Origin of the sequence: Phenylobacterium glaciei, assembly GCF_016772415.1 — a bacterium.
In the GTDB taxonomy this organism is placed as follows: Bacteria; Pseudomonadota; Alphaproteobacteria; order Caulobacterales; family Caulobacteraceae; genus Phenylobacterium; species Phenylobacterium glaciei.
Genome location: NZ_JAGSGD010000001.1, coordinates 3298256 through 3317331, shown reverse-complemented (window position 1 = coordinate 3317331; position 19076 = coordinate 3298256). Strand labels below are relative to the sequence as shown.

The following is a 19076-nucleotide window of genomic DNA, read 5'->3' as shown; positions in this document are numbered from 1 at the left end:
AAGCCTCTACCCTAGCGCGAACCGACGGGGGGTTTGCAAGCCCAAACCCGTCAGGCGGCGAGGGCGCAGCCCCACTCGTTCCAACCGGCGATGCGCGGCGTGCCGGGCAGGTACATGGTCTCCAGCCAGTCGATCTTCAGCCCGGCCGCGGGCAGGGTGGAGGCCACGGGCCGGATGATGTGGCAGCCGCCGGCCATCGCGCTCCAGAGCGGATCCCAGAACCGCTGCCACCGGGCGACGTCGGGGTCGGGGGCCAGGCCGTGCTCGCAGAACAGGAAGCTGCCGCCGGGCTTCAGGACCCGCCGCGCCTCGGCCAGCGCCGCGGCCGGTGTGTGCACCGAGCAGAGGGTGAAGGTGCAGACCACGGTGTCGAAGCTGCCGGACTCGAAGGGCAGGGCCTCGGCGGTTCCGTCCACGACCTCGACCGTGAGGCCGGGCGGCTTGGGCGCGGCCTGGGCCATGGCCCGCAGTTCCGGCGACGGATCGACGCCCACCACCACCTTCACCGCGGCAGGATTGTAGGAGGCCAGGTTCAGCCCCATGCCGATCCCCAGCTCCAGGACCCGGCCGGTGGCGCGGGGCACGACCTTGGTCCGCTGCTTCATCATCGGCGGCGAGGAACAGGCGCAGGTCAGCAGGCGCGGCAGAATGTTGCGGTCGTAGAAGGATGACATGCGTTTGGCCCCCGAGCTTTTCGCCACCATCTCCCAGGCCGCGCGCGGGGGCTAGTGTTCTGAGACCGGCGGGCCGTCGGTGGGGGCGGGCTTGCAGAAGGGCACGATCACCAGGGCTGCGATGAAGATCCAGGCCATCAGCCGGAAGACGTCGGCGAAGGCCAGGGTCGCGGCCTCGCGCCCGACGATCCGCACCAGCTGGCTCTGGGCCTGGCCGAGCGCGATGGCGGGGTCCGGCGTGAACCGCGAGGCATAGGCGGTGAGGCCCGAGATCAGGCCGCCGGCATGCTCGGGATTGTCGGCCATGGACTCGCTCATCCGCAGGGTATGGGTGCGGGCGAAGTCGCCGATCCAGGTGTTGACCACCGCGATGCCGATGGCCCCGCCCAGGTTGCGCATCAGGTTGAACAGGCCCGAGGCGTAGCGCAGCTCGGACGGCGCCACCCCGTTCAGGGCCATGCCGACGGCCGGCACGATGCACAGCAGCACCGCGAAGCCCCGCACGGCCTGGGGGACGAGCAGCTCGAAGAAGCCCCAGTCCGACGTGATGTTGGAGAACATCCACAGGCCGAGCGCAAAGAAGCAGAACCCCACCCCGATCACATAGCGCCCGTCGACCTTCGTGGAGAGCCTTGCGGCGATAGGGGCGGCCACCGCCATGGTCAGGCCGGCCACGAACACCGTGCCGCCGATCTGCATGCTGGTGAAGCCGCGCACCCGTCCCAGGAACACCGGGGTCAGGTAGGTGGCCGAATAGAGCCCGAAGCCGATCACCAGGTTCAGTACGCAGGCCATGGCGAAGGTGGGTCGCTTGAACGGCGTCAGCTTGATCACCGGCATGGTGGAGAAGAAGGTTCGCTCGAAGAACACCACCGCGCCCACCACGGAGATCCAGGCCGCAGAGGCCACCCCGGTGTCGGTGAACCACTCGTGGCGGGGGCCTTCCTCGAGCACGTACTGCAGGCCGCCCAGGAACACCGCCAGCGAGCCGACATGCAGCCAGTCGATCTTGCGCAGCATGGAGAGGTCGGGATCGTCCACCTTGCCCAGGAGGGGCAGGATCGCGGTGATGGCCACGCCGGGGATCACGTTCATGAAGAAGATCCAGCGCCAGTCGGCCACGTCGGTGACCCAGCCGCCGACACTGGGGCCCAGTGTCGGGGCGAGCGTCGAGACCATGCCCAGGATGGCCGGGATCATCGCCCGCTTGGGGCCGTCGAACATGGCGAAGCCTGTGGCGAACACCGTGGGCACCATGGCCCCGCCAGTGAACCCCTGGATGGCCCGGAAGACGATCATGGAATCGATATCCCAGGCCAGGCCACACATCAGGCTGGAGATCGTGAACAGGGCTGCTGACGCCGTGAACAGCCAGCGCGTCGAGATGGCCTGCGACAGGAAGGCGGCCAGCGGGATCATGACGATCTCGGCCATCAGATAGGCGGTCTGCACCCAGGCGATCTCGTCGGGTCCGGCCGACAGCCCCGCCTGGATCGAACCCAGGGAGCCGGCGACGATCTGGATGTCCAGCAGGGCCATGAACTGGCCGAACGCCATCACCCCGAAGATCAGCAGCTTGCGCTGCTCCGACAGGCCGGCGGTGGGGTTTGCGTCACTCATGCCATTGCTCTTGCGGAGATCCGCACCATTATATTATGGTCATCATATAAAGCGGAGGCACGCCATGCGCTATAGCGAAGATCACAAGGCCGAAACCCGCGACCGGGTTGTGAAGGCCGCGGCCAACGCGATGCGTCGGCTGGGCCCGGACCGCGTCAGCGTGGCCGAGATCATGAGTGAGGTGGGCCTGACCCACGGCGGCTTCTACGCCCACTTCAAGTCCAAGGACGCCCTGGTGGGTGCGGCGGTGGAGGCGGCCTTCGCCCAGAGCCGCTGGCGTCTGGGCAAGCTGGCGCTGAACGACGATCCCCAGATTCTGCTGGCGGGGCTGGTGGACTTCTATGTCTCGGCCGACCACCGAGACCATCCCGAGCGCGGCTGCCCCATCGCCCTGCTGTCGTCGGATATCCCGCGCCAGGGCCTGCCTGCCCGCGAGGCCTTTGACGCCGGTGTGCACGGTCTTATCGAGGTCATCGCCACCCGGCTGCCGGGTGGCGAGGAGCGCCTGGGCCTGGCGGGCTCGCTGCTGGCCGAGATGGCCGGGGCGGTGGCCCTGTCGCGCGCCGTCTCCGATCCCGAACTTTCCGATCGGCTGCTGGCCGAGAGCCGCCGCCGCATCAAGGCCCGCATGGGCCTGACCCCTTCCTCCCCGGAACAAGGCCTATCCCAGTGAGTGACCTCAAGGACTTCGCCGCCCTCAGCGGACTGGAACAACTGCAGGCGATCTTCGTCGACAAGACCGCCGCCCCCGTCGGCATGGGCGCCACCATGGGCTTTGATCACTTCGAGGCCGAAGAGGGCCGCGTGGTGTTCGGGGCCACCCCGCACCAGGGGGTCTACAACCCCATCGGCACCGTGCACGGCGGATTCGCCGCGACCCTGCTGGATAGCTGCCTGGGCTGCGCGGTGCATTCCAAGCTGAAGGCCGGACAGGGCTACACCACCCTGGAGCTGAAGGTCGCCTATCACCGGGCCATGACCAAGGACACCGGCCCGGTCCGCGCCGAGGGCGTGGTGATCAACATGGGCCGCCGGGCCGCCTTCGCCGAGGGCAAGCTCACCGACCTGAACGGCCGGCTCTACGCCACGGCCACCAGCACCCTGCTGGTGTTCGACCGATGAGCGCCGCGGCCTATGAAGACGGCCCCAAGGTCGTGCCCCTGAAGGTCCGCAAGACGCCGCCGACCCGGGCCCTGATCGTGCTGGGGGTCGCCGTGGTCCTCGCCATTGGCGGGGTGACCTGGCTGCGCGCGCCCAAGGCCACGGTGACCACCGAGAACGCCTATCTGAAGAGCGACCGCACCGTCGTCGCGCCCCGGGTGAAGGGCCTGATCGCCCAGGTCCTGGTGGCCGACAACCAGGCGGTCGTCGCCGGCCAGCCGCTGATCGTGCTGGACCCCGAGGAATACGCCGCCCGCCTGGCCTCGGCCCAGGGCGATGTGGCCATCACGTCGGCCGCCATGGCCTCGGCCCAGGGCGCCTTGTCGCGTCTCGGCGCCGAGGAGGCCCTGGCCGCCTCCAACGTCGCCGAGGCCCAGACCGGCATCCGCGCCGCCGACGCCCAATCGGCCCGCGCCCAGGCCGACTGGAAGCGCTACGAGTCCCTGGTGGACAACGGCACGGTGGCCCGCCGCGACGCCGAACGGGTGCGCGCCGACGCCGTCAGCGCCAGCGCCGTGGCCGAGCACAGCCGCGCCGCCTACGCCGTCAGCCGCAGCCAGGCCACCGTCACCGGCAGCCGCCGAGGCGAGGCCCTGGCCGCCCTGGAATCGGCCAAGGCCGCCCACGCCAAGGCCCTCGCGGCCTTTAGCCTGGCTCAACAGGACGCTAACCACGCGGTGATCCGCGCGCCCATCGCCGGCATCGTCGGCGACCGGCAGGCCAACCCCGGGGACTATGTGGCGCCAGGCACCCGGCTGCTGACCCTGGTGCCGATGGACACCCTCTATGTCACCGCCAACTTCAAGGAGACCCAGGTCGAGCGCATGCTGCGCGGCCAGGTGGCGACCCTCCGCGTCGACGCCCTGCCCGGCGTGACGTTCAAGGCCCACGTCGACAGTTTCGCGCCGGGCTCCGGCTCGGAATTCGCCCTGCTGCCTTTCGAGCCCGGCTCGGGCAACTTCACCAAGATCGTCCAACGGGTCCCCGTGCGCCTGAAGCTCGATCCCGGCCAGCCGGACGTCAAGAAGCTGCGCCCCGGCCTCTCGGCCAAGGTGACGGTGCGGTTGAAGGAGTAGGACTCAGCTCGGCGGGCGAACCCGCCTGGCTCTGCGGTCCATCGTGACCTTTTCCCAGGACTCGCGCGCCGCCAGGACCTTGGCGGTGAATTCGTCGCCGTACAGGCGATAGCAGGACAACACCACGTCAACCCCCTTGGGCAGCAGGTGGACGACCCCCTCCAGCCCCGGCGTGATGTCGGTGCGGTGAATGAGCCGGCCCTCGTCGCGGGTGCAGCGCAGGGGCGCCTCGCTTACCTTCCCCAGATGCGGACAGGCGTGGGACGCCCGCAGCGCGCAGGCCCGATGCATCGGCGGCACGTTGCAGCCATATTGCTGCGACCCGTCCAAAAGGGTCACCAGTCCGCCGGACGCCACCGGGAAGATATAGCGATCCTGGCGCACGGTTGGCCGTCCGCAGACGTGGCAGAGCAGATCGACCATGCCGCGGCGCAGACGTGTCGCGTTCATGGCTCCGAACAGCGGCTCTCCCTTGCCGGGCGCCTGGGCCTGATTGAGTTCGAGGAAGCCGGGAAAGTCGGTCGACGGACCAACCGTGAACGATGCTTCGCCGCTCCAGGCCGCGGACCACGGCGCTGATTCCATCACGTGCCTGTGCTCCGTATCCTCACAGCAGACTCGTCCCTTGCGCTCCGCGCAGGGAGCTTAGGCCATTCTCGGCCGGGGTGGCGAGATCGGCGCGGAGCTTAGGCCGCGACCGACTCTTCGCCGCTGCCGCCGCCGAGGTTTTCCTGCAGGGCGCGGAGCAGGTTCTCGGGCTTCATGGGCTTTTCCACCACGCCGTTCATGCCGGCGGCGAGGTAGCCCACGGCGTCCTCCGGGTCGGCGTTGGCGGTGAGCGCGATGATTGGCACCAAGCCGGCGGCGCCGGGCAGGGCGCGGATGGCGTGGGTGGCGGTCACCCCGTCCATACGGGGCATCTTGATGTCCATCAGGATCAGGTCGAAGCGGCCGGTGCGGGCGGCCTCCAGGGCCTCCACGCCGTCGACGGCCGATTCCGAGGTGCAGTCGAACATCTCGCACAGGGTCTCGGCGACCATGCGGTTGGTGGCGTTGTCGTCCACCACCAGGATGTGGGCGGCGCGGTGCGGAGCGTTGAAGTCCTCCTCCTCCTCCTCGCCGGTGCTTTCCACGGCGTGGGGGGCGGTGAATTCGAAGACCAGGGTCTCGCCGGCCCCGGCGTTGGCCTCGGTGCGGACCTCGCCGCCCAAGGCGGTGATGATCTGGCGGCCGACCGCCACGGAGAGGGCGGTCTCCAGGCCGAACAGGGCCTCGATCTCCTGGATATCCATGGACTTGTCGCCCATCCGCTCGCCGCCGCCGCGCACGCGGCCTTCCAGCCGCAGCATCTCGCCGGCCGCGTGGGCCCGCAGGGTGGCCTCCACCGCGCCGTGGCGGACGCCGGCCAGGGCCTGGGCGATGAAGCCGTCGAAGGCCTGCATGACCCGATTGGAATCGATCAGCGCCGTCATCTCCGGCGCCCCGTCATAGGAGACCAGCAGGGTGACGCCGGACTTGGCCGCCTTCTGGCCCCAGCGGGACTCGATCTCGTCGGCCAGGTCCCGTAGCCGCTTGGGGGCAGGCTCGAAGGCCATACCGTGGGTGGCGGCGTCCTTGAGGTCGGCGCTGGAGGCCAGGATCTGGCGCACGCAGGCAGCCGCCTCGGTCACACCCGCGACACAGGCCTGGGCGTCGGCCCCCAGGGGGTGGCGCGCCAGGCGTTCGGCAAGCGCCAGCACCCCCTCCATCTGCTGATGGATTTCACTGGTGACCCGTTCGAAGAAGAAGTCTGGCAGGGACATGTACGACCGGCGGGGGGGAACTATGCCCAGAATGCGCCTAAGCGCTTGCAGAGACGTTAAATTCCCAAACTGAGGGTTGTGAGCGCCGCCATGGGTCGCAGGCGCCTGGAATTTCTGACTCCCGCGCATAAAAAGGGCGGCGGATTGCTCCGCCGCCCTTGATATTGTTGCAGAAACCCCGCGCCGAGGCGCCGGGGATCTTAGAAGCGGTACTGCAGTTCCAGGCCGTAGGTGCGGGGCTGGATCAGGCCGCGCGTGATCGCCACGCCGGTCTGGCGCAGGTAGGGCTTGCCGCCGACCACCAGGCCCGGGTTCGGGTCGCCGAACACCGCCGTCGGGTTGGTGGAGCCCGTCGAGGTGAAGCCTTCTTCGTCGGTCACGTTCTTCACCGAGGCGATGAGCGTGTACTTGTTGTCGGCGTCCTTCCAGATCGCCCGCAGGTCGCCGGTGCCGTAGGCCGGAACCTCGAACGCCGGGTCGTTGAAGGGCTGGTAGATGGTGGAGTCGGTCCAGGTGTAGGTGCCCGACAGGATCAGCGAGCCCGGGGTGAAGTCGAAGGTGTAGTTGGCGTTGAACGCGAACTTGTTCTCCGGCGACTGGAAGAGCTGGCTGCCCTTCAGATCCTGGAAGACCAGCAGGACGCCATTGGTCGTGGCCGTGCCGCCCTTGGGCTTGGCGCCCGGGAGCAGGGCCGACGGGTCCGCCGGGTCATAGAAGCAGCAGCCCTTGGTGATCTCGGTGTTGAGATAGCCGTAGGAGGCGATCATCTGCAGGGGTTCGATCGGACGCCATTGGGCTTCCAGCTCGACGCCCCAGGCCGTGGCGTCGACGTTCACGAAGTTCGAGGCCGCCGCCGTGCCGGTCGCGTTGAGCTGCGACAGGTTGAGCTGCAGGTCCTTGAAGTCGTTGTAGAAGACCGAGGAGTTGATGATCAGGCGACCACCAATGGTCTTCTTCAGGCCGATTTCGTAGGCGTTGACGGACTCCTGGTCGGCCTTCGGCTGCGGGGCGAGCGTGCCCAGCAGGAAGCCGCCCGACTTGTAGCCGCGGCTGTACTTGGCGTAGCCGAGGGTGTCGGTGTCCGGGGTCCAGTCCAGGTTCAGGGTGCCGGTGACGGCGCTCCAGCTGTCGGACATGCTGCGGAAGTTCTGAACCCCGGGCAGGGTCGGGTTCATGTCGCTGGAGACGTCGAAGGCCGCGGCGCCGCCGGCGATGGAGGGCGACTGGATGATCAGGCGCTGGCTTTCAAAGCCGTCCTTGTCGTCGACCGTGTAGCGCAGGCCGCCGGTGATCGCCCAGGCGTCGTTGAACTTGTAGGTCGACTGGCCGAACACGGCCCAGGCCTTGGACTCCAGTACGGCCTGTTGGTCGGCGAAGTTACGCAGCGGGTTCGGCGCGGCCAGCGTGCCCAGCAGGGTCAGAGGCTGGGAGAGCTGGGTCTGTTGCGGCGAGCCCAGTTGGATCCGCTGCTTATATTCCTCGTGGTACTGGTAGAGGCCGAGGATCCAGGAGAGCGGGCCGTCACTGTTGGAGGTGAGGTTCAGCTCGTTGGAGAAGTAGCGCTTGTGCTCGTTGAAGTCGGTGGTCTGGTCGGGGAAGTAAGGAACCACCATGCCGGGGATGGCGATGGCCGCGGTGCGGCTGGTGCCGTCATAGTCGCCGCCGGTCTGATAGTTGTACTGCTGGAAGCCGCCGATGTACTTCAGGTCGGCCCACCCCAGGTCATAGGTGACCTGGGCGGTGAGCACATGGTTGCCGCGCAGGTGGCCGTAGCCGTCGCGGTTGGTGTTCTGCTTGTAGGGATCGGTGACGCCGGGGTTGGCCACGCCGTAGCCATAGGCCGGGTTGGGCAGCAGGCCGCCGATCGGCTGGAACACGCGGGTGGTGTCGTACGGGGTCACCAGGTTGGCGAGACGGTCGCCGACGCCGGTGGTGTCGTCCCAGCCGGTGCGGGAATAGCGCAGCCAGGCCTTGGTGTTGTCGCCCAGCTCGGCTTCGGCCTGGATTTCGAAATAGGTGCGCTTGATGGTGCCGCCGTCATTGGCGGTGCCGATGTTCTTGATGAAGCCTTCGCGCTGGACGTCATTGCTGCCGCCGATGCTGAAGCGCAGGTGCTCGGCCACCGGGATGGAGACCAGACCTTCCAGCTTGGTGTGGTCGTAGTTGCCGACCATCAGGCGCACTTCGCCGCCGAACGCGTCGGCCGGGCGCTTGGAGATGGTGTTGATCGCGCCGCCCATGGCGTTGCGGCCATAGAGGGTGCCCTGCGGACCGCGCAGGATTTCGGTGCGCTCGACGAACAGCGGCGACTTGAACAGCTCCGACGACGAGGCGGAATAGAAGCCGTCGGTGTAGGCGGCCACGCCCGGGTCATTGCCGACATAGAAGGTGTTGCGGCCGGCGCCGCGCAGCGACACCCGGTCGGTGCCGGAATAGTTCATGCCCGGCGTGAAGTTCACGAAGTCCTGGATGTTGTTCATCCCGATGACGTCGCGCTGGGTGGAGGTGTAGGCCGAGACGGCCACCGGCACGTCCTGCAGGGCCTGCTCGCGCTTCTCTGCGGTGATCACCAGTTCGTCGATGGTGAAATCGTCAGCGGCGGCGGGCGCGGCGGGGGCGGCGCTCTGGGCGAAGGCGGGGGCGGCGATTGCCGCCAGCGTCAGGGACGAAACCCCGACGGCCAGAATGGTGCGCAGCCGGAAACGGTTGACTGAAGACATGTATCCTCCCGGGCGGCGGGGCTTCGCCCGCGTCCGCCTGCATGTACGAATCTGATGAAGCCAGGGCGCGGGGAGGCGCCGAAGCGCGCGATGTCTCGGTCGCGGGCCCGGCGGCGTCAATGTGCGGCGCCGAGAGGGGGCCGGTTTCGGCCACGCTTTCGTGACGTTGTGGCCGAAGTACCGCAGTTTCAAACCGGATGTACAAAAGTGACCCACGTTCTTTGGTGGGGTTGTTAATTCCCGTGAAAGCTTGAGCATTCTGGCGATTGCGGATTTCAGCCCGTCATACCGTGCCTCGAAATTGGCGCGAATGACGCCTTAGCCTGAGCGATTCCGCCCGGCGGCCAAGAAAAAGGGCGGCGGGTTTCCCCGCCGCCCTGAAAGGCGCCTCCAAGTGGGAGGTGTGTCCTGAATCCAGGTCTTAGAAGAACTTGTACTGCAGCTCGACGCCGTAGGTCCGCGGCGGCGTCAGGCCGAGGTTGAGAGCGCCGTTGGAGAAGTTGTCGCTGGCGATGGCCGGATTGCGGTTCCGGTTCGAGGCGGCGACTGCGGCGTCGTAGCCTTCGGTGTCGGCGACATTCTTCACGTAGCCGATGATCGCGTATCGGCCGTCCTGCGAGTTCCAGTTGGCGCGGAGATCGATCTGATCCCACTGCGGAGACTGGTTGTAGGAGCGCGAGAAGATGTTGGCATAGGCCTTGTCGCGCCACACATAGGTCGCCCCCAGCGTCAGGGTGCCAGGCTCGAAGAAGAAGGAGTAGCTGGCGTTCACCGCGAACTTGTTGCGCGGGGCTTGCGGCAAGTCATTCCCCTTAACGCTGACGGCGCCCGTGTTGATGTTGTCGTTCACGTCAACATAGAGACCGCTCTGGGTGATCGCGGTGTCGTTGAACGAGTAGGAGCCGATCAGCCGCAGCGCTTGGGTCGGCGCCCAGATCGCGTCCAGTTCGACCCCTTGCGAGCGCGATTCCGGAACGTTGATGAACTGGGTCACGTTGGTCGCGCCCACCCGCACGGTCACCGGGGCCTGCAGGTCGGTGTACTTGTAGTGGTAGATCGCAGCGTTGATCTGCAGGGTCGCGAAGTTCTTCTTCAGCCCGACCTCGATCGAGTCGACGAACTCAGGGTCAGCGTAGGGCGCTACCAGACCGCCACCGGCCGACAGACCAAAGGCCTTATAGCCGCGGCTGTAGCGGGCATAGGCCATGGTGTCGGTGTCAGGCTCCCACTGGGCGCCCAGGGTCCCGGTCACCGCGTCGGACTTTCCGCCCAGGTGCCGCACCATGTTGCCGTTGCTGGCGATGGTGTACTGGGTGCAGACCGCCCCGACGCACTTGACGGGGTCGGTGACCCCCTTGGCGCCGGCCGCCGTGGTGGTCGGAGCCAGCGCGGTGGTCAGGTCGAAGGCGCCGTTGCCCAGACCGGCGAGACCGTTCAGGGCGCCGCCCAGACCCAAGGCCGCGCCGACGGCGGGCAGGGCGTTGAGGTTGCCCAGCAGGCTGCCGTAGTTGGCCGCGGTGCCGGGACCAAAGCCGCTGAGGCCCAGGGCCGGATAGAGGCCCGGGAAGCAGACGTCGGAGAAGCAGACCACGCGCCGGTTCTCGACGCCTTCCTTCTCATCCTTGGTGAACCGGAGGCCCGCGGTGAACTTCAGGGTGTCGGTGGCCTTCCAGTCGAGCTGACCGAAGATAGCCTTGCTCTTGGTGGTGAGGTCGTACTCCGAGATGCTGAAGGCGCCGGTCGGGTTCGGCGCCGCGCCCAGGATCGGAGTCTTCATCTGGGGCTGGCTGCTGAAGCCGTTCAGCGTGTTGGTCGCCGTGTAGCTCTCCTCGAACTGGTAGAGACCAAGGATCCACTGCAGCGGAGAGTCTGTGGTCGAAGAGATGTTGATCTCGTTGCTGAAATACTTCGGCTTTTCGAAGTAGTGATAGGTCGCCGTCGCATCCACGGTCAGAGGACCGCAGTTGACGGTAGACGCGCCGAGGCTGAACAGCAGGCCAACGGTGCCGCAGATCGACCCAGGCTGCAGGGGGATCTGATAGGATTTGACGTTGGAGTTATCCAGGTCGCCGGTGGTGTTGTAGGCGTAGTTCTGGATGCCGCCGATGTACTTCACGTCGAAGGTCGGCGCATGATAGGCGAAGGTCGTCGTCAGCAGATGGACATCTGTCAGGCCCACGAAGATCGGCGTGTTGGTGTTGATCTTGTGAGAGTCGGCGATCGCCGGGTTGATCTTGGTCGTGCCGCCGTTGAACTGTTGCAGGCTGCCGGGGACGATGCCGTTGACGCCGGTTTCCGGGCTGTAGCCGTGGACCGGGTTGTAGATGACTGAGAAGTTCGGATCCTGGCGACCGGTCTCATAGGGGTCCGCAAGATAGCCCGAGCGCGCGCCGGGGCCGCCGCGGTTGTCCCAATGCAGGGTGCCGTACTTGACCCAGAACTCGGCGTTCTCGCCCAGTTGCCCCTGAAGCTGAGCCTCCAAGGCGTACTCGTCGCGGACCGAGCCTTCGGTCGGCATGTTGGCGTTGACGTTCTCGTAGTAGCCCTTGGTCTGATCGAGCTTGTAGCCCGACAGGCGATACTGGAGGTGGTCGGTGATCGGTCCGGACATCGCGCCCTGGAAGTTGGTCACGCCGTAGTTTTCCACGACGGCGCGGACCTCGGCGTAGGCTTCCTCGGTGGGGCGCCGGGAGATGATGTTCACCGTGCCGCCGATGGAGTTGCGGCCGTACAGGGTGCCCTGTGGGCCCCGCAGCACTTCAACCCGGTCCACCATCAGCGGCGGCGCGCCGGCGAACACGGTGGAGGTCGAGAAGAGGCCGTCGATATAGATGGCGATGGCGCCGTCGACGGAGTGAATGTTGGTCAGGCGGCCGACGCCGCGCATGCTCGCGCGGTCATTCACCGAGGAGTAGACGAACCCAGGCGTGAAGTTCGTCAGGTCCTGGACGGTGTTGATCCCCACCAGGTCGCGCTGCTTGCTGGTGAAGGCCGAAATGGCGACGGGAACGTCTTGGAGGCTTTGTTCGCGCTTTTCAGCAGTGACAACCAGCTCTTCGATGGTCGTAGTGGCCCCCGCTTGGGCGAAGGCGGGCGAGCTCATCGCGGTCAGGGCCGCGGCGCTCGCGCCGACAACCAGCAGGCTCCGCAGGTGCAGAGTTTTGGACATTCAATTTCCTCCCATGACAGCCGGACTTTCTACGCCGGTCCGGTCTGTCAGCATTCGCCACGCAAAGATCTGGTCTGGAACACGCGGCGGCTGTCCCAGCGAACGTTACGGTCACGCCGCGATCTAGAGTCTGTCAACGGACAGCGGTATATGAACGCCGTTCACTCAGACGTTTTTTGGCCATCATGTGGCGCAAATACCAAGCTCTCAAAAGCTTCCCTAAGGGCGCCCGCCCCTGATTTCGCAAGGGATGGGCGAGTTGGGGATCGCCTCAACGGCGAACCCGCCCCGCCACCTCTCGCAGCCCCGCCACACCCTGGCGCGGCGCGGCGTCGCGCAAGCCTTCCGATTTGGCCCCGTCTGACGCATATGAGGACCATGAGCCAACCCTCCCGCGCCCTCGTGCTGTTCTCCGGCGGCCAGGACTCCAGCGTGTGCCTGGCCTGGGCCCTGGAGCGCCATGACCATGTCGAGACCGTCGGCTTCGACTATGGCCAGCGCCACGCCGTGGAGATGGCCCAGCGCCAGGTGGTCCGCGCCGGCATCGTCGAGCGCTTTCCCCAGTGGGCCGGCAAGCTCGGCTGCGACCACGTCCTCGACCTGACCGGGTTCGGCGCGGTCGGCGAGACCGCCATGACCACGCAGCGCGCTTTCGAGATCACCGAGAAGGGCCTGCCCAACACCTTCGTCCCTGGCCGCAACCTGGTGTTCCTGACCTATGCCGCGGCGCTGGCCGACCGCCGCAACGCCGGCTTCCTGGTGGGCGGCATGTGCGAGACCGACTTCTCCGGCTATCCCGACTGCCGCCGCGACACCCTCGACGCGCTGCAGACCGCCCTGAACATGGGCATGGCCCAGGACTTCGTCATCGAGACCCCGCTGATGAAGCTGACCAAGGCGCAAACCTGGGCGTTGTCGAAGACCCTCGGCGGCGAGGCCCTGGTGGAGCTGATCGTCGCCGACAGCCACACCTGCTACCGCGGCGAACGCGGCGAGCTGCACGCCTGGGGCCACGGCTGCGGCGATTGCCCGGCCTGCGACCTGCGGGTGAAGGGCTGGAACGAGTGGGTCGCCGCCGGGCGTCCGGAGCTGGCCCTGTGAGCTATTCGGTCAAGGAGATCTTCCTGACCCTGCAGGGGGAGGGAGGACAGGCCGGCCGTCCCGCCGTCTTCTGCCGCTTTTCCGGCTGCAACCTGTGGAGCGGCCGCGAGCAGGACCGGGCCACCGCCGTCTGCAGCTTCTGCGACACCGACTTCGTGGGCATGGACGGGGAGGGCGGCGGCCGCTTTCCCACCGCCGACGCCCTGGCCGACGCCGTGGCCGCCAAGTGGACCGGCGGCCCCGACAACCGTCTGGTGGTCTGCACCGGCGGCGAGCCCCTGCTGCAGCTGGACCCCGTCCTGATCGACGCCCTGCATGCGCGCGGCTTCACCATCGCGCTGGAGACCAACGGCACCCTGGCGGCGCCGGCCGGGATCGACTGGATCTGCGTCAGTCCCAAGGCCGCCGCCCCCGTCGTGCAGCGCACGGGCCAGGAGCTGAAGCTGGTCTTTCCGCAGGTGAACGTCGATCCGGCTGCTTTCGAAGGCTGGGATTTCGAGCGCTTTCTCCTTCAACCTATGGACGGGCCCGCCAGAGTGGAAAACACCCAGGCGGCGATCGCCTATTGCCTCGCCCACCCCCAGTGGCGTTTAAGCGTCCAAACCCACAAATATCTCGGCATTCCCTAAGCCGCGCCTGCGCTTAGCGAGCCAAAGACAGCGAATGACCACCCCGATTTTCGAGATCACCAAGGCCGCGACCTTCGACGCGGCGCACTATTTTGAGGATGGGCCCGAGCACCGGCCCTATTCGCGCCTGCACGGCCACTCCTTCAAGGTGGAGGCCACCGTGCGTGGGACCCCGCAGGAGCCGGTGGGCTGGGTCGCCGACCTGGCCGACCTGGACGCCGCCCTGCGCGCCGTCGCCGCCGAGCTGGATCACGGCCTGCTCAACGAGAAGCCGGGCCTCGAACGCCCGACCCTCGAACACCTCTGCCTCTATTTCGCCGAGCGCCTGAAGGCCCCGTTCCCGGGCCTGTGCCGCATCGTGGTCTCGCGGCCGACCATCAGCGAGAGCTGCTCGATGGCGGTGGACTAAGCCCTTCGACTGCAACCCTCACGGGTTGACGTGGCCGCTTCCTGAGCTCTAAGCCGCCCGGTGAAGCTTCCGGGGGGAACGTCGATGCGCAAATGGTTCGGGACGGCATGCGCCGCGCTGCTTGGCCTTGGCCTGGCGGGCCAGGCTCTGGCCGCCGACGAGACTTCGGTCGATGAGCTGATCGTCACCGGCACGCGGGTCACCGGCCTGCGGGCCAGCGACAGCGCCGCCCCGATCCAGGTGGTCAGCCAGGCGGTCCTTGAGCGCGTCGGCGCCACCGACTTCGTCAATGCGCTGGCCCTCATGGTTCCGTCCTTCACCGCCCAGGCGGTGGGCGGCGACATGGCCAATGAGACCCTCTCGGCGCGCCTGCGGGGGCTCAGCCCCAACCACGCCCTGGTGCTGATCAACGGCAAGCGCCGGCACGGCACCTCAAACCTGGCGATCCTGTCGGGCGCCTATCAGGGCGGCGCGGCGGCCGACCTGAACTTCATTCCGCCCGCGGCCATCGCGCGGATCGAGGTGCTGCAGGACGGGGCGGCGGCGCAGTACGGCTCCGACGCCATCGCCGGCGTCATCAATATCATCCTCAAGCAGGATGTGGACGGCGGCGGCGCCGATGTCATGGTCGGCCAGTATTTCGAGGGCGACGGGGACACCGGCGAGGTCTCTCTGAACGCCGGCTTCGCCCCCGCCGACGGCGCCTTCGTCAATGTGACCGCCCTGTCGCGCTACCACAGCTATTCCAACCGCGGCGGGCCCGATCAGCGGGTGGAGCAGGCGATCGCGTCCGGCGCCCATCCGGACTGGAAAAACCTGTCCGGCTATCCGCAGCTCAACAAGATCTTCGGCGACGCGCGCTATCAGCTGAACCTGGTCACCGTGAACGCAGGCGCGGACCTGGGCGGCGATATGCGCGCCTACGCCACCGCCACCTATGGGGCCAAGTACGGCGGCGGCTGGGCCAACTTCCGCCTGCCAACCCGGCTGCCCGCCCTCTATCCCCTGGGCTTCAACCCGATCGACACCACCAAGGAGCAGGACTACGCCCTGACCGGCGGGATCGCCGGCGCGGCCGCCGGCTGGACCTGGGACCTGTCGAGCACCTGGGGCCGCGACGATATCGCGGTCAACATCACCAACTCCGCCAATGTCGACCTCTACAAGGACACCGGAAAGACGCCCTCGGCTTTCCACGCCGGCGATTTCATCGCCACCCAGTGGACCACCACCCTCGACCTCGCCCGCCCATTCCGGCTGCTGGCGCGGCCGGCGACCTTCGCGCTCGGGGCTGAGCGCCGGGCGGAGATCTATGAGATCAAGGCCGGCGATCCGGCCTCGCGCTACAAGGCGGGCTCGCAGTCCTATCCCGGCTTCGCCCTGACCGACGCCGGCGAGCACAGCCGCGACAACTGGGCGGTCTACGCCGACCTGGCCTTCGCGCCGGCGCCCGACACGACCCTCGATGTGGCCTTGCGCCACGAGCGGTTCAGCGACTTCGGGTCCACCACCGTCGGCAAGCTCACCGGCCGCTGGGACGTGACGCCCGCCTTCGCCCTCCGCGGCACCGCCAGCACCGGCTTCCGGGCCCCGACCTTGGCGGAGAGCTACTACTCGGCCACCAACGTCCAGCCGAACTCCGCCTTCGTCCAACTGCCGCCCAATGCGCCTGCCGCCGCCCTGATCGGCATCGACAGGCTGAAGCCGGAGACGTCGGTGAACTTGAGCGCAGGCGTCCTGGTCCGCCCCGGCGGCGGCGTGGTGGTCACCCTCGACGCCTACCAGATCGAGGTCGAGGACCGCGTCGTGGGCTCGGGCACCCTCTACGGCTACTACAACGGCGTGGTCCAGTCGGCGGCGGTCAACGCCGCCATCGCCGCCAACGGCAACGTGCTGGAGCCCGTGCCCTTCAGTGGCGTCAATGTCTTCTCCAACGGGGTGGATACCCGCACCCGCGGCGCCGACCTGGTGGTCACCTGGTCGAACAGTTACGGCGCGCCCGGCCGCATCGATTGGACCGTGGCCGCCAACTACAACCAGACCAAGGTCACCGGCGTGCGGGCCACGCCCGTGCAACTGGCCGCGTCGGGCCAGAGCCTGTTCGACAAGGTCGCGCTCTCCACCCTGGAGACCGCCTCACCGAAGATGAAGCTGGTGGCGGGCGCGCTTTGGCAGGCTGGAGGCTGGAGCGTTGACCTGCGCGAGACCTGGTACGGCCAGACCTCGCGCTTCTCCGATCCGGGCGATGGCCGCTACTATCTCGACAAGGCCGGCGCCAAGCTGATCACCGACCTGGTGGTGGGCTACGACCTGACCAAGCAGGTGAGTCTGAAGTTCGGGGCCAACAACCTCTTCGACGTCCATCCCAACCGGGTGAACGCCGCCGGCCTCGCCGCCAGCGCCGCGGCGGGCAACCCCGCCGTGGAGGTCTACCCGGCCTTCTCGCCCTTCGGCATCAACGGCGGCTTCTACTACGCCCGGGTCGGCTACCGGTTCTGAGGCGCGATCAGCGCCGCTTGCGGTCCTTGCCTTCGTCGTCCTTCTTGCTGTCGCCGGGGATGATCGCACGGCCCGCCATGCCCACGCCCTTGGCGGTCATGCCGACGGCCGCGCCGGTGACGCCCACGGCGGTGCCGATGACCGCGCCGGCGGCCATGGCGATGCAGCCGGACTGCGAGACGCCGAGCGCGGCGATCAGAGCCGCGGTGGCGGCGGTGCGGGCGATGGTCATGGCGGGGTCCCCGGGTGGTCGCTCAGGGTTAACCCACAATCGATACCAAAACGTGGCGAGGATCGCCCTGCGGCCTTCTAGCGCTTGGTGGGCAGGCGCGCCTGCGGCCCCGCGGCCTGGCGGTCGGCGGCGCGACGCAGGGGCCCCTCGTACTTGGGGTCCACCTTGCGGCGGCGGTCGGGGCCGAAGTAGTCGTCGGTCCGCACATAGGGGCGCGGATGGTCGACGACCTTCTGCAGCCGGTCCAGCACACCGCGGGTGGTCAGCGGCTTGGCCAGGAACTCGTTGATGCCCACGTCGCGGGCCTCGCTGATCCGGCGCATGGTCGAGTGGCCGGTGATCATGATCACCGGGATCATCGGGTTGGGGCTGTCGGGGGAATTGCGCAGCAGGCGCACGAAATCGAGGCCGTCCAGCGGCTCCATGGCCAGGTCGGTCAGGACGATGTCGATGGGATGGGCGCGCATCTGCTGCAGGGCCTCGGCCCCGTCGCCGGCCTCGTAGATGTTCTGCAGTCCCACGGCGCGCAGGATTTCGGACAGCATCATCCGCATGTGGTGGTTGTCGTCGACAACCAGGATCTTGAGGACTTCAAGCCGCACGGGGTTGGGGTTCGCCCTACAATCTAACCTAGAAAAATAGACGCTGCGGCGGTTGGAGGTGTCTGGACCGGCGGCGCGGCAGGCGCTCAGATACCGGCGTCGAACCTGTTCGGTCAACGGGCAATAACGCTGTGCGATCAAATCGATCTGCGCGCCGCAATGTGAAGCTTGGCTTCGCGGCCAAGCTAAGCGTCAGCGGTCTGCTACTTTACCGGGCAAGTGGGCGCCGCCACCCGTCTGGGCCCGGTGCCGCAGGAAGGCGTCGGCCAGGACGCAGGCGGTCATCGCCTCCACCACCGGCACGGCGCGCAGGCCCACGCAGGGGTCGTGGCGACCCTTGGTGCGCAGATCGATCTCCTCGCCGGCCTCATTGATCGACTGGCGCAGGGAGAGGATCGAAGAGGTCGGTTTGAACGCCACACGCGCCACGACCGACTGTCCGGTGGAGATGCCCCCCAGGACGCCGCCGGCGCTGTTGGACAGGAACATCGGGCCGTCGTTGCCCATGCGCATCTCGTCGGCGTTCTCCTCGCCGGAGAAGGCCGCCGAGGCGAAGCCCGCGCCCACCTCCACGCCCTTGGCGGCGTTGATGGACATCAGGGCCCCGGCCAGTTCGGCGTCCAGCTTGCCATAGATCGGCGCGCCCCAGCCGGCGGGCACGCCCACAGCTTCCACCTCGACGATGGCGCCGGTCGACGAGCCGGCCTTGCGCACGGTCTCAAGGTGCTCTTCCCAGACGCTGACCATCGCGGGATCCGGGCACCAGAACGGGTTCTCGGTGGTCTGGTCCCAGTCGAAGCGATTGCGGTCGATGGCGTGGGGCCCGATCTGCACCACGGCGCCGCGGATCGTCACGCCGCCGAGGATCTTGCGGGCCACGGCGCCGGCGGCGACCCGGGCGGCGGTCTCCCGGGCCGAGGCCCGGCCGCCGCCGCGATAATCGCGCACCCCGTACTTGGCGAAATAGGCGTAGTCGGCGTGGCCGGGGCGGAAGGCCTGGGCGATCTCACCATAGTCGCGGCTGCGCTGGTCGACGTTCTCGATGATCATCGAGATCGGCGTGCCGGTGGTGACCTGGCCGTCGGTGCGCTCGTCGGCGAACACGCCCGACAGGATCTTCACCGCGTCCGGCTCCTGGCGCTGGGTGACGAACTTGCCCTGGCCAGGGCGGCGCTTGTCGAGCCAGACCTGGACCTCTTCGGCGGTGAGCTGGATGTTTGGCGGACAGCCGTCGACGACGCAGCCCAGGGCCGGACCATGGCTCTCGCCCCAGGTGGTCACGCGGAACAGATGGCCGAAGCTGTTGTGCGACATGGCCGCGCTTCTAACCGCGCAGAGTTGGGATGGCTAGGGCGTGACAGCCTGAAGTGGCCACCGGTTCC

16 protein-coding genes are annotated in these 19076 nt (G+C 67.7%); 7 read left to right on the top strand and 9 right to left on the bottom strand.

Translation table 11 applies throughout. From position 1 onward, the window contains the following. Nucleotides 1-50: 50 nt before the first annotated feature. Together JKL49_RS16300 and JKL49_RS16295 are read right to left on the bottom strand one after the other, a co-directional pair. Nucleotides 51-674: a class I SAM-dependent methyltransferase gene (locus JKL49_RS16300; protein WP_215341712.1), complete on the bottom strand. Its 624-nt coding sequence runs from the start codon at nt 672-674 to the stop codon at nt 51-53. Between the two features lie 51 nt (nt 675-725). Then, the gene (locus JKL49_RS16295; protein WP_215341710.1) at nt 726-2294 is read right to left on the bottom strand and encodes a DHA2 family efflux MFS transporter permease subunit; all 1569 of its coding nucleotides are present in this window, start codon (nt 2292-2294) and stop codon (nt 726-728) included. 64 nt (nt 2295-2358) lie between these two features. On the opposite strand from JKL49_RS16295, the gene JKL49_RS16290 reads away from it, so the two are divergent. The 3 genes from JKL49_RS16290 to JKL49_RS16280 are packed head-to-tail and all read left to right on the top strand — an operon-like array spanning nt 2359 to nt 4531. Further along, entirely contained in the window at nt 2359-2967 is a 609-nt protein-coding gene (locus JKL49_RS16290) for a TetR/AcrR family transcriptional regulator (RefSeq protein WP_215341709.1), read from the top strand. After that, entirely contained in the window at nt 2964-3416 is a 453-nt protein-coding gene (locus JKL49_RS16285; RefSeq protein WP_347340399.1) for a PaaI family thioesterase, read from the top strand. Before JKL49_RS16290 ends, JKL49_RS16285 begins: the two co-directional genes overlap by 4 nt. Then, nucleotides 3413-4531: an HlyD family secretion protein gene (locus JKL49_RS16280; protein ID WP_215341707.1), complete on the top strand. Its 1119-nt coding sequence runs from the start codon at nt 3413-3415 to the stop codon at nt 4529-4531. Before JKL49_RS16285 ends, JKL49_RS16280 begins: the two co-directional genes overlap by 4 nt. A gap of 3 nt (nt 4532-4534) precedes the next feature. Here the strand turns inward: JKL49_RS16280 and JKL49_RS16275 are convergent, their stop codons facing one another. From JKL49_RS16275 to JKL49_RS16260, 4 genes are all read right to left on the bottom strand, one after another. Next, on the bottom strand, nt 4535-5116 hold the full coding sequence (locus JKL49_RS16275) for a hypothetical protein (RefSeq protein WP_215341705.1): 582 nt from the start codon (nt 5114-5116) through the stop codon (nt 4535-4537). 101 nt (nt 5117-5217) lie between these two features. After that, complete coding sequence (locus JKL49_RS16270; RefSeq protein ID WP_215341703.1) at nt 5218-6333, bottom strand: response regulator; 1116 nt, start codon at nt 6331-6333, stop codon at nt 5218-5220. 200 nt (nt 6334-6533) lie between these two features. Beyond that, complete coding sequence (locus JKL49_RS16265; protein ID WP_215341701.1) at nt 6534-9053, bottom strand: TonB-dependent receptor; 2520 nt, start codon at nt 9051-9053, stop codon at nt 6534-6536. Nucleotides 9054-9474: 421 nt separating this feature from the next. Continuing rightward, nucleotides 9475-12222, bottom strand: a complete 2748-nt coding sequence (locus tag JKL49_RS16260; RefSeq protein WP_215341700.1) for a TonB-dependent receptor — start codon at nt 12220-12222, stop codon at nt 9475-9477. A 378-nt stretch (nt 12223-12600) separates the two neighbouring features. Here JKL49_RS16260 and queC point away from each other — a divergent pair, with 378 nt between their 5' ends. The 4 genes from queC to JKL49_RS16240 all read left to right on the top strand — a co-directional run bounded on the left by queC (nt 12601) and on the right by JKL49_RS16240 (nt 16860). Further along, nucleotides 12601-13323, top strand: coding sequence for a 7-cyano-7-deazaguanine synthase QueC (gene queC / locus JKL49_RS16255; protein WP_215341698.1), 723 nt, complete (start codon nt 12601-12603; stop codon nt 13321-13323). Beyond that, a complete protein-coding gene (gene queE / locus JKL49_RS16250; RefSeq protein ID WP_215341696.1) occupies nt 13320-13952 on the top strand; it encodes a 7-carboxy-7-deazaguanine synthase in 633 nt (210 codons plus the stop codon). Before queC ends, queE begins: the two co-directional genes overlap by 4 nt. Before the next feature lie 34 nt (nt 13953-13986). After that, on the top strand, nt 13987-14361 hold the full coding sequence (locus JKL49_RS16245) for a 6-carboxytetrahydropterin synthase (protein WP_215341694.1): 375 nt from the start codon (nt 13987-13989) through the stop codon (nt 14359-14361). Nucleotides 14362-14445: 84 nt separating this feature from the next. Further along, nucleotides 14446-16860 (top strand): TonB-dependent receptor plug domain-containing protein, encoded by a 2415-nt coding sequence (locus JKL49_RS16240; protein ID WP_215341691.1) that lies wholly within the window; start codon nt 14446-14448, stop codon nt 16858-16860. Between the two features lie 7 nt (nt 16861-16867). Here JKL49_RS16240 and JKL49_RS16235 read toward each other — a convergent pair whose 3' ends face one another. The 3 genes from JKL49_RS16235 to aroC all read right to left on the bottom strand — a co-directional run bounded on the left by JKL49_RS16235 (nt 16868) and on the right by aroC (nt 19008). Further along, nucleotides 16868-17092 carry a hypothetical protein gene (locus JKL49_RS16235; protein WP_215341689.1) on the bottom strand — a complete coding sequence of 75 codons (225 nt, stop codon included), beginning with the start codon at nt 17090-17092 and terminating at the stop codon, nt 16868-16870. Nucleotides 17093-17169: 77 nt separating this feature from the next. Continuing rightward, entirely contained in the window at nt 17170-17694 is a 525-nt protein-coding gene (locus JKL49_RS16230) for a response regulator (protein WP_215341687.1), read from the bottom strand. Between the two features lie 192 nt (nt 17695-17886). Further along, entirely contained in the window at nt 17887-19008 is a 1122-nt protein-coding gene (gene aroC / locus JKL49_RS16225; protein WP_215341685.1) for a chorismate synthase, read from the bottom strand. Between the last annotated feature and the right edge of the window lie 68 nt (nt 19009-19076).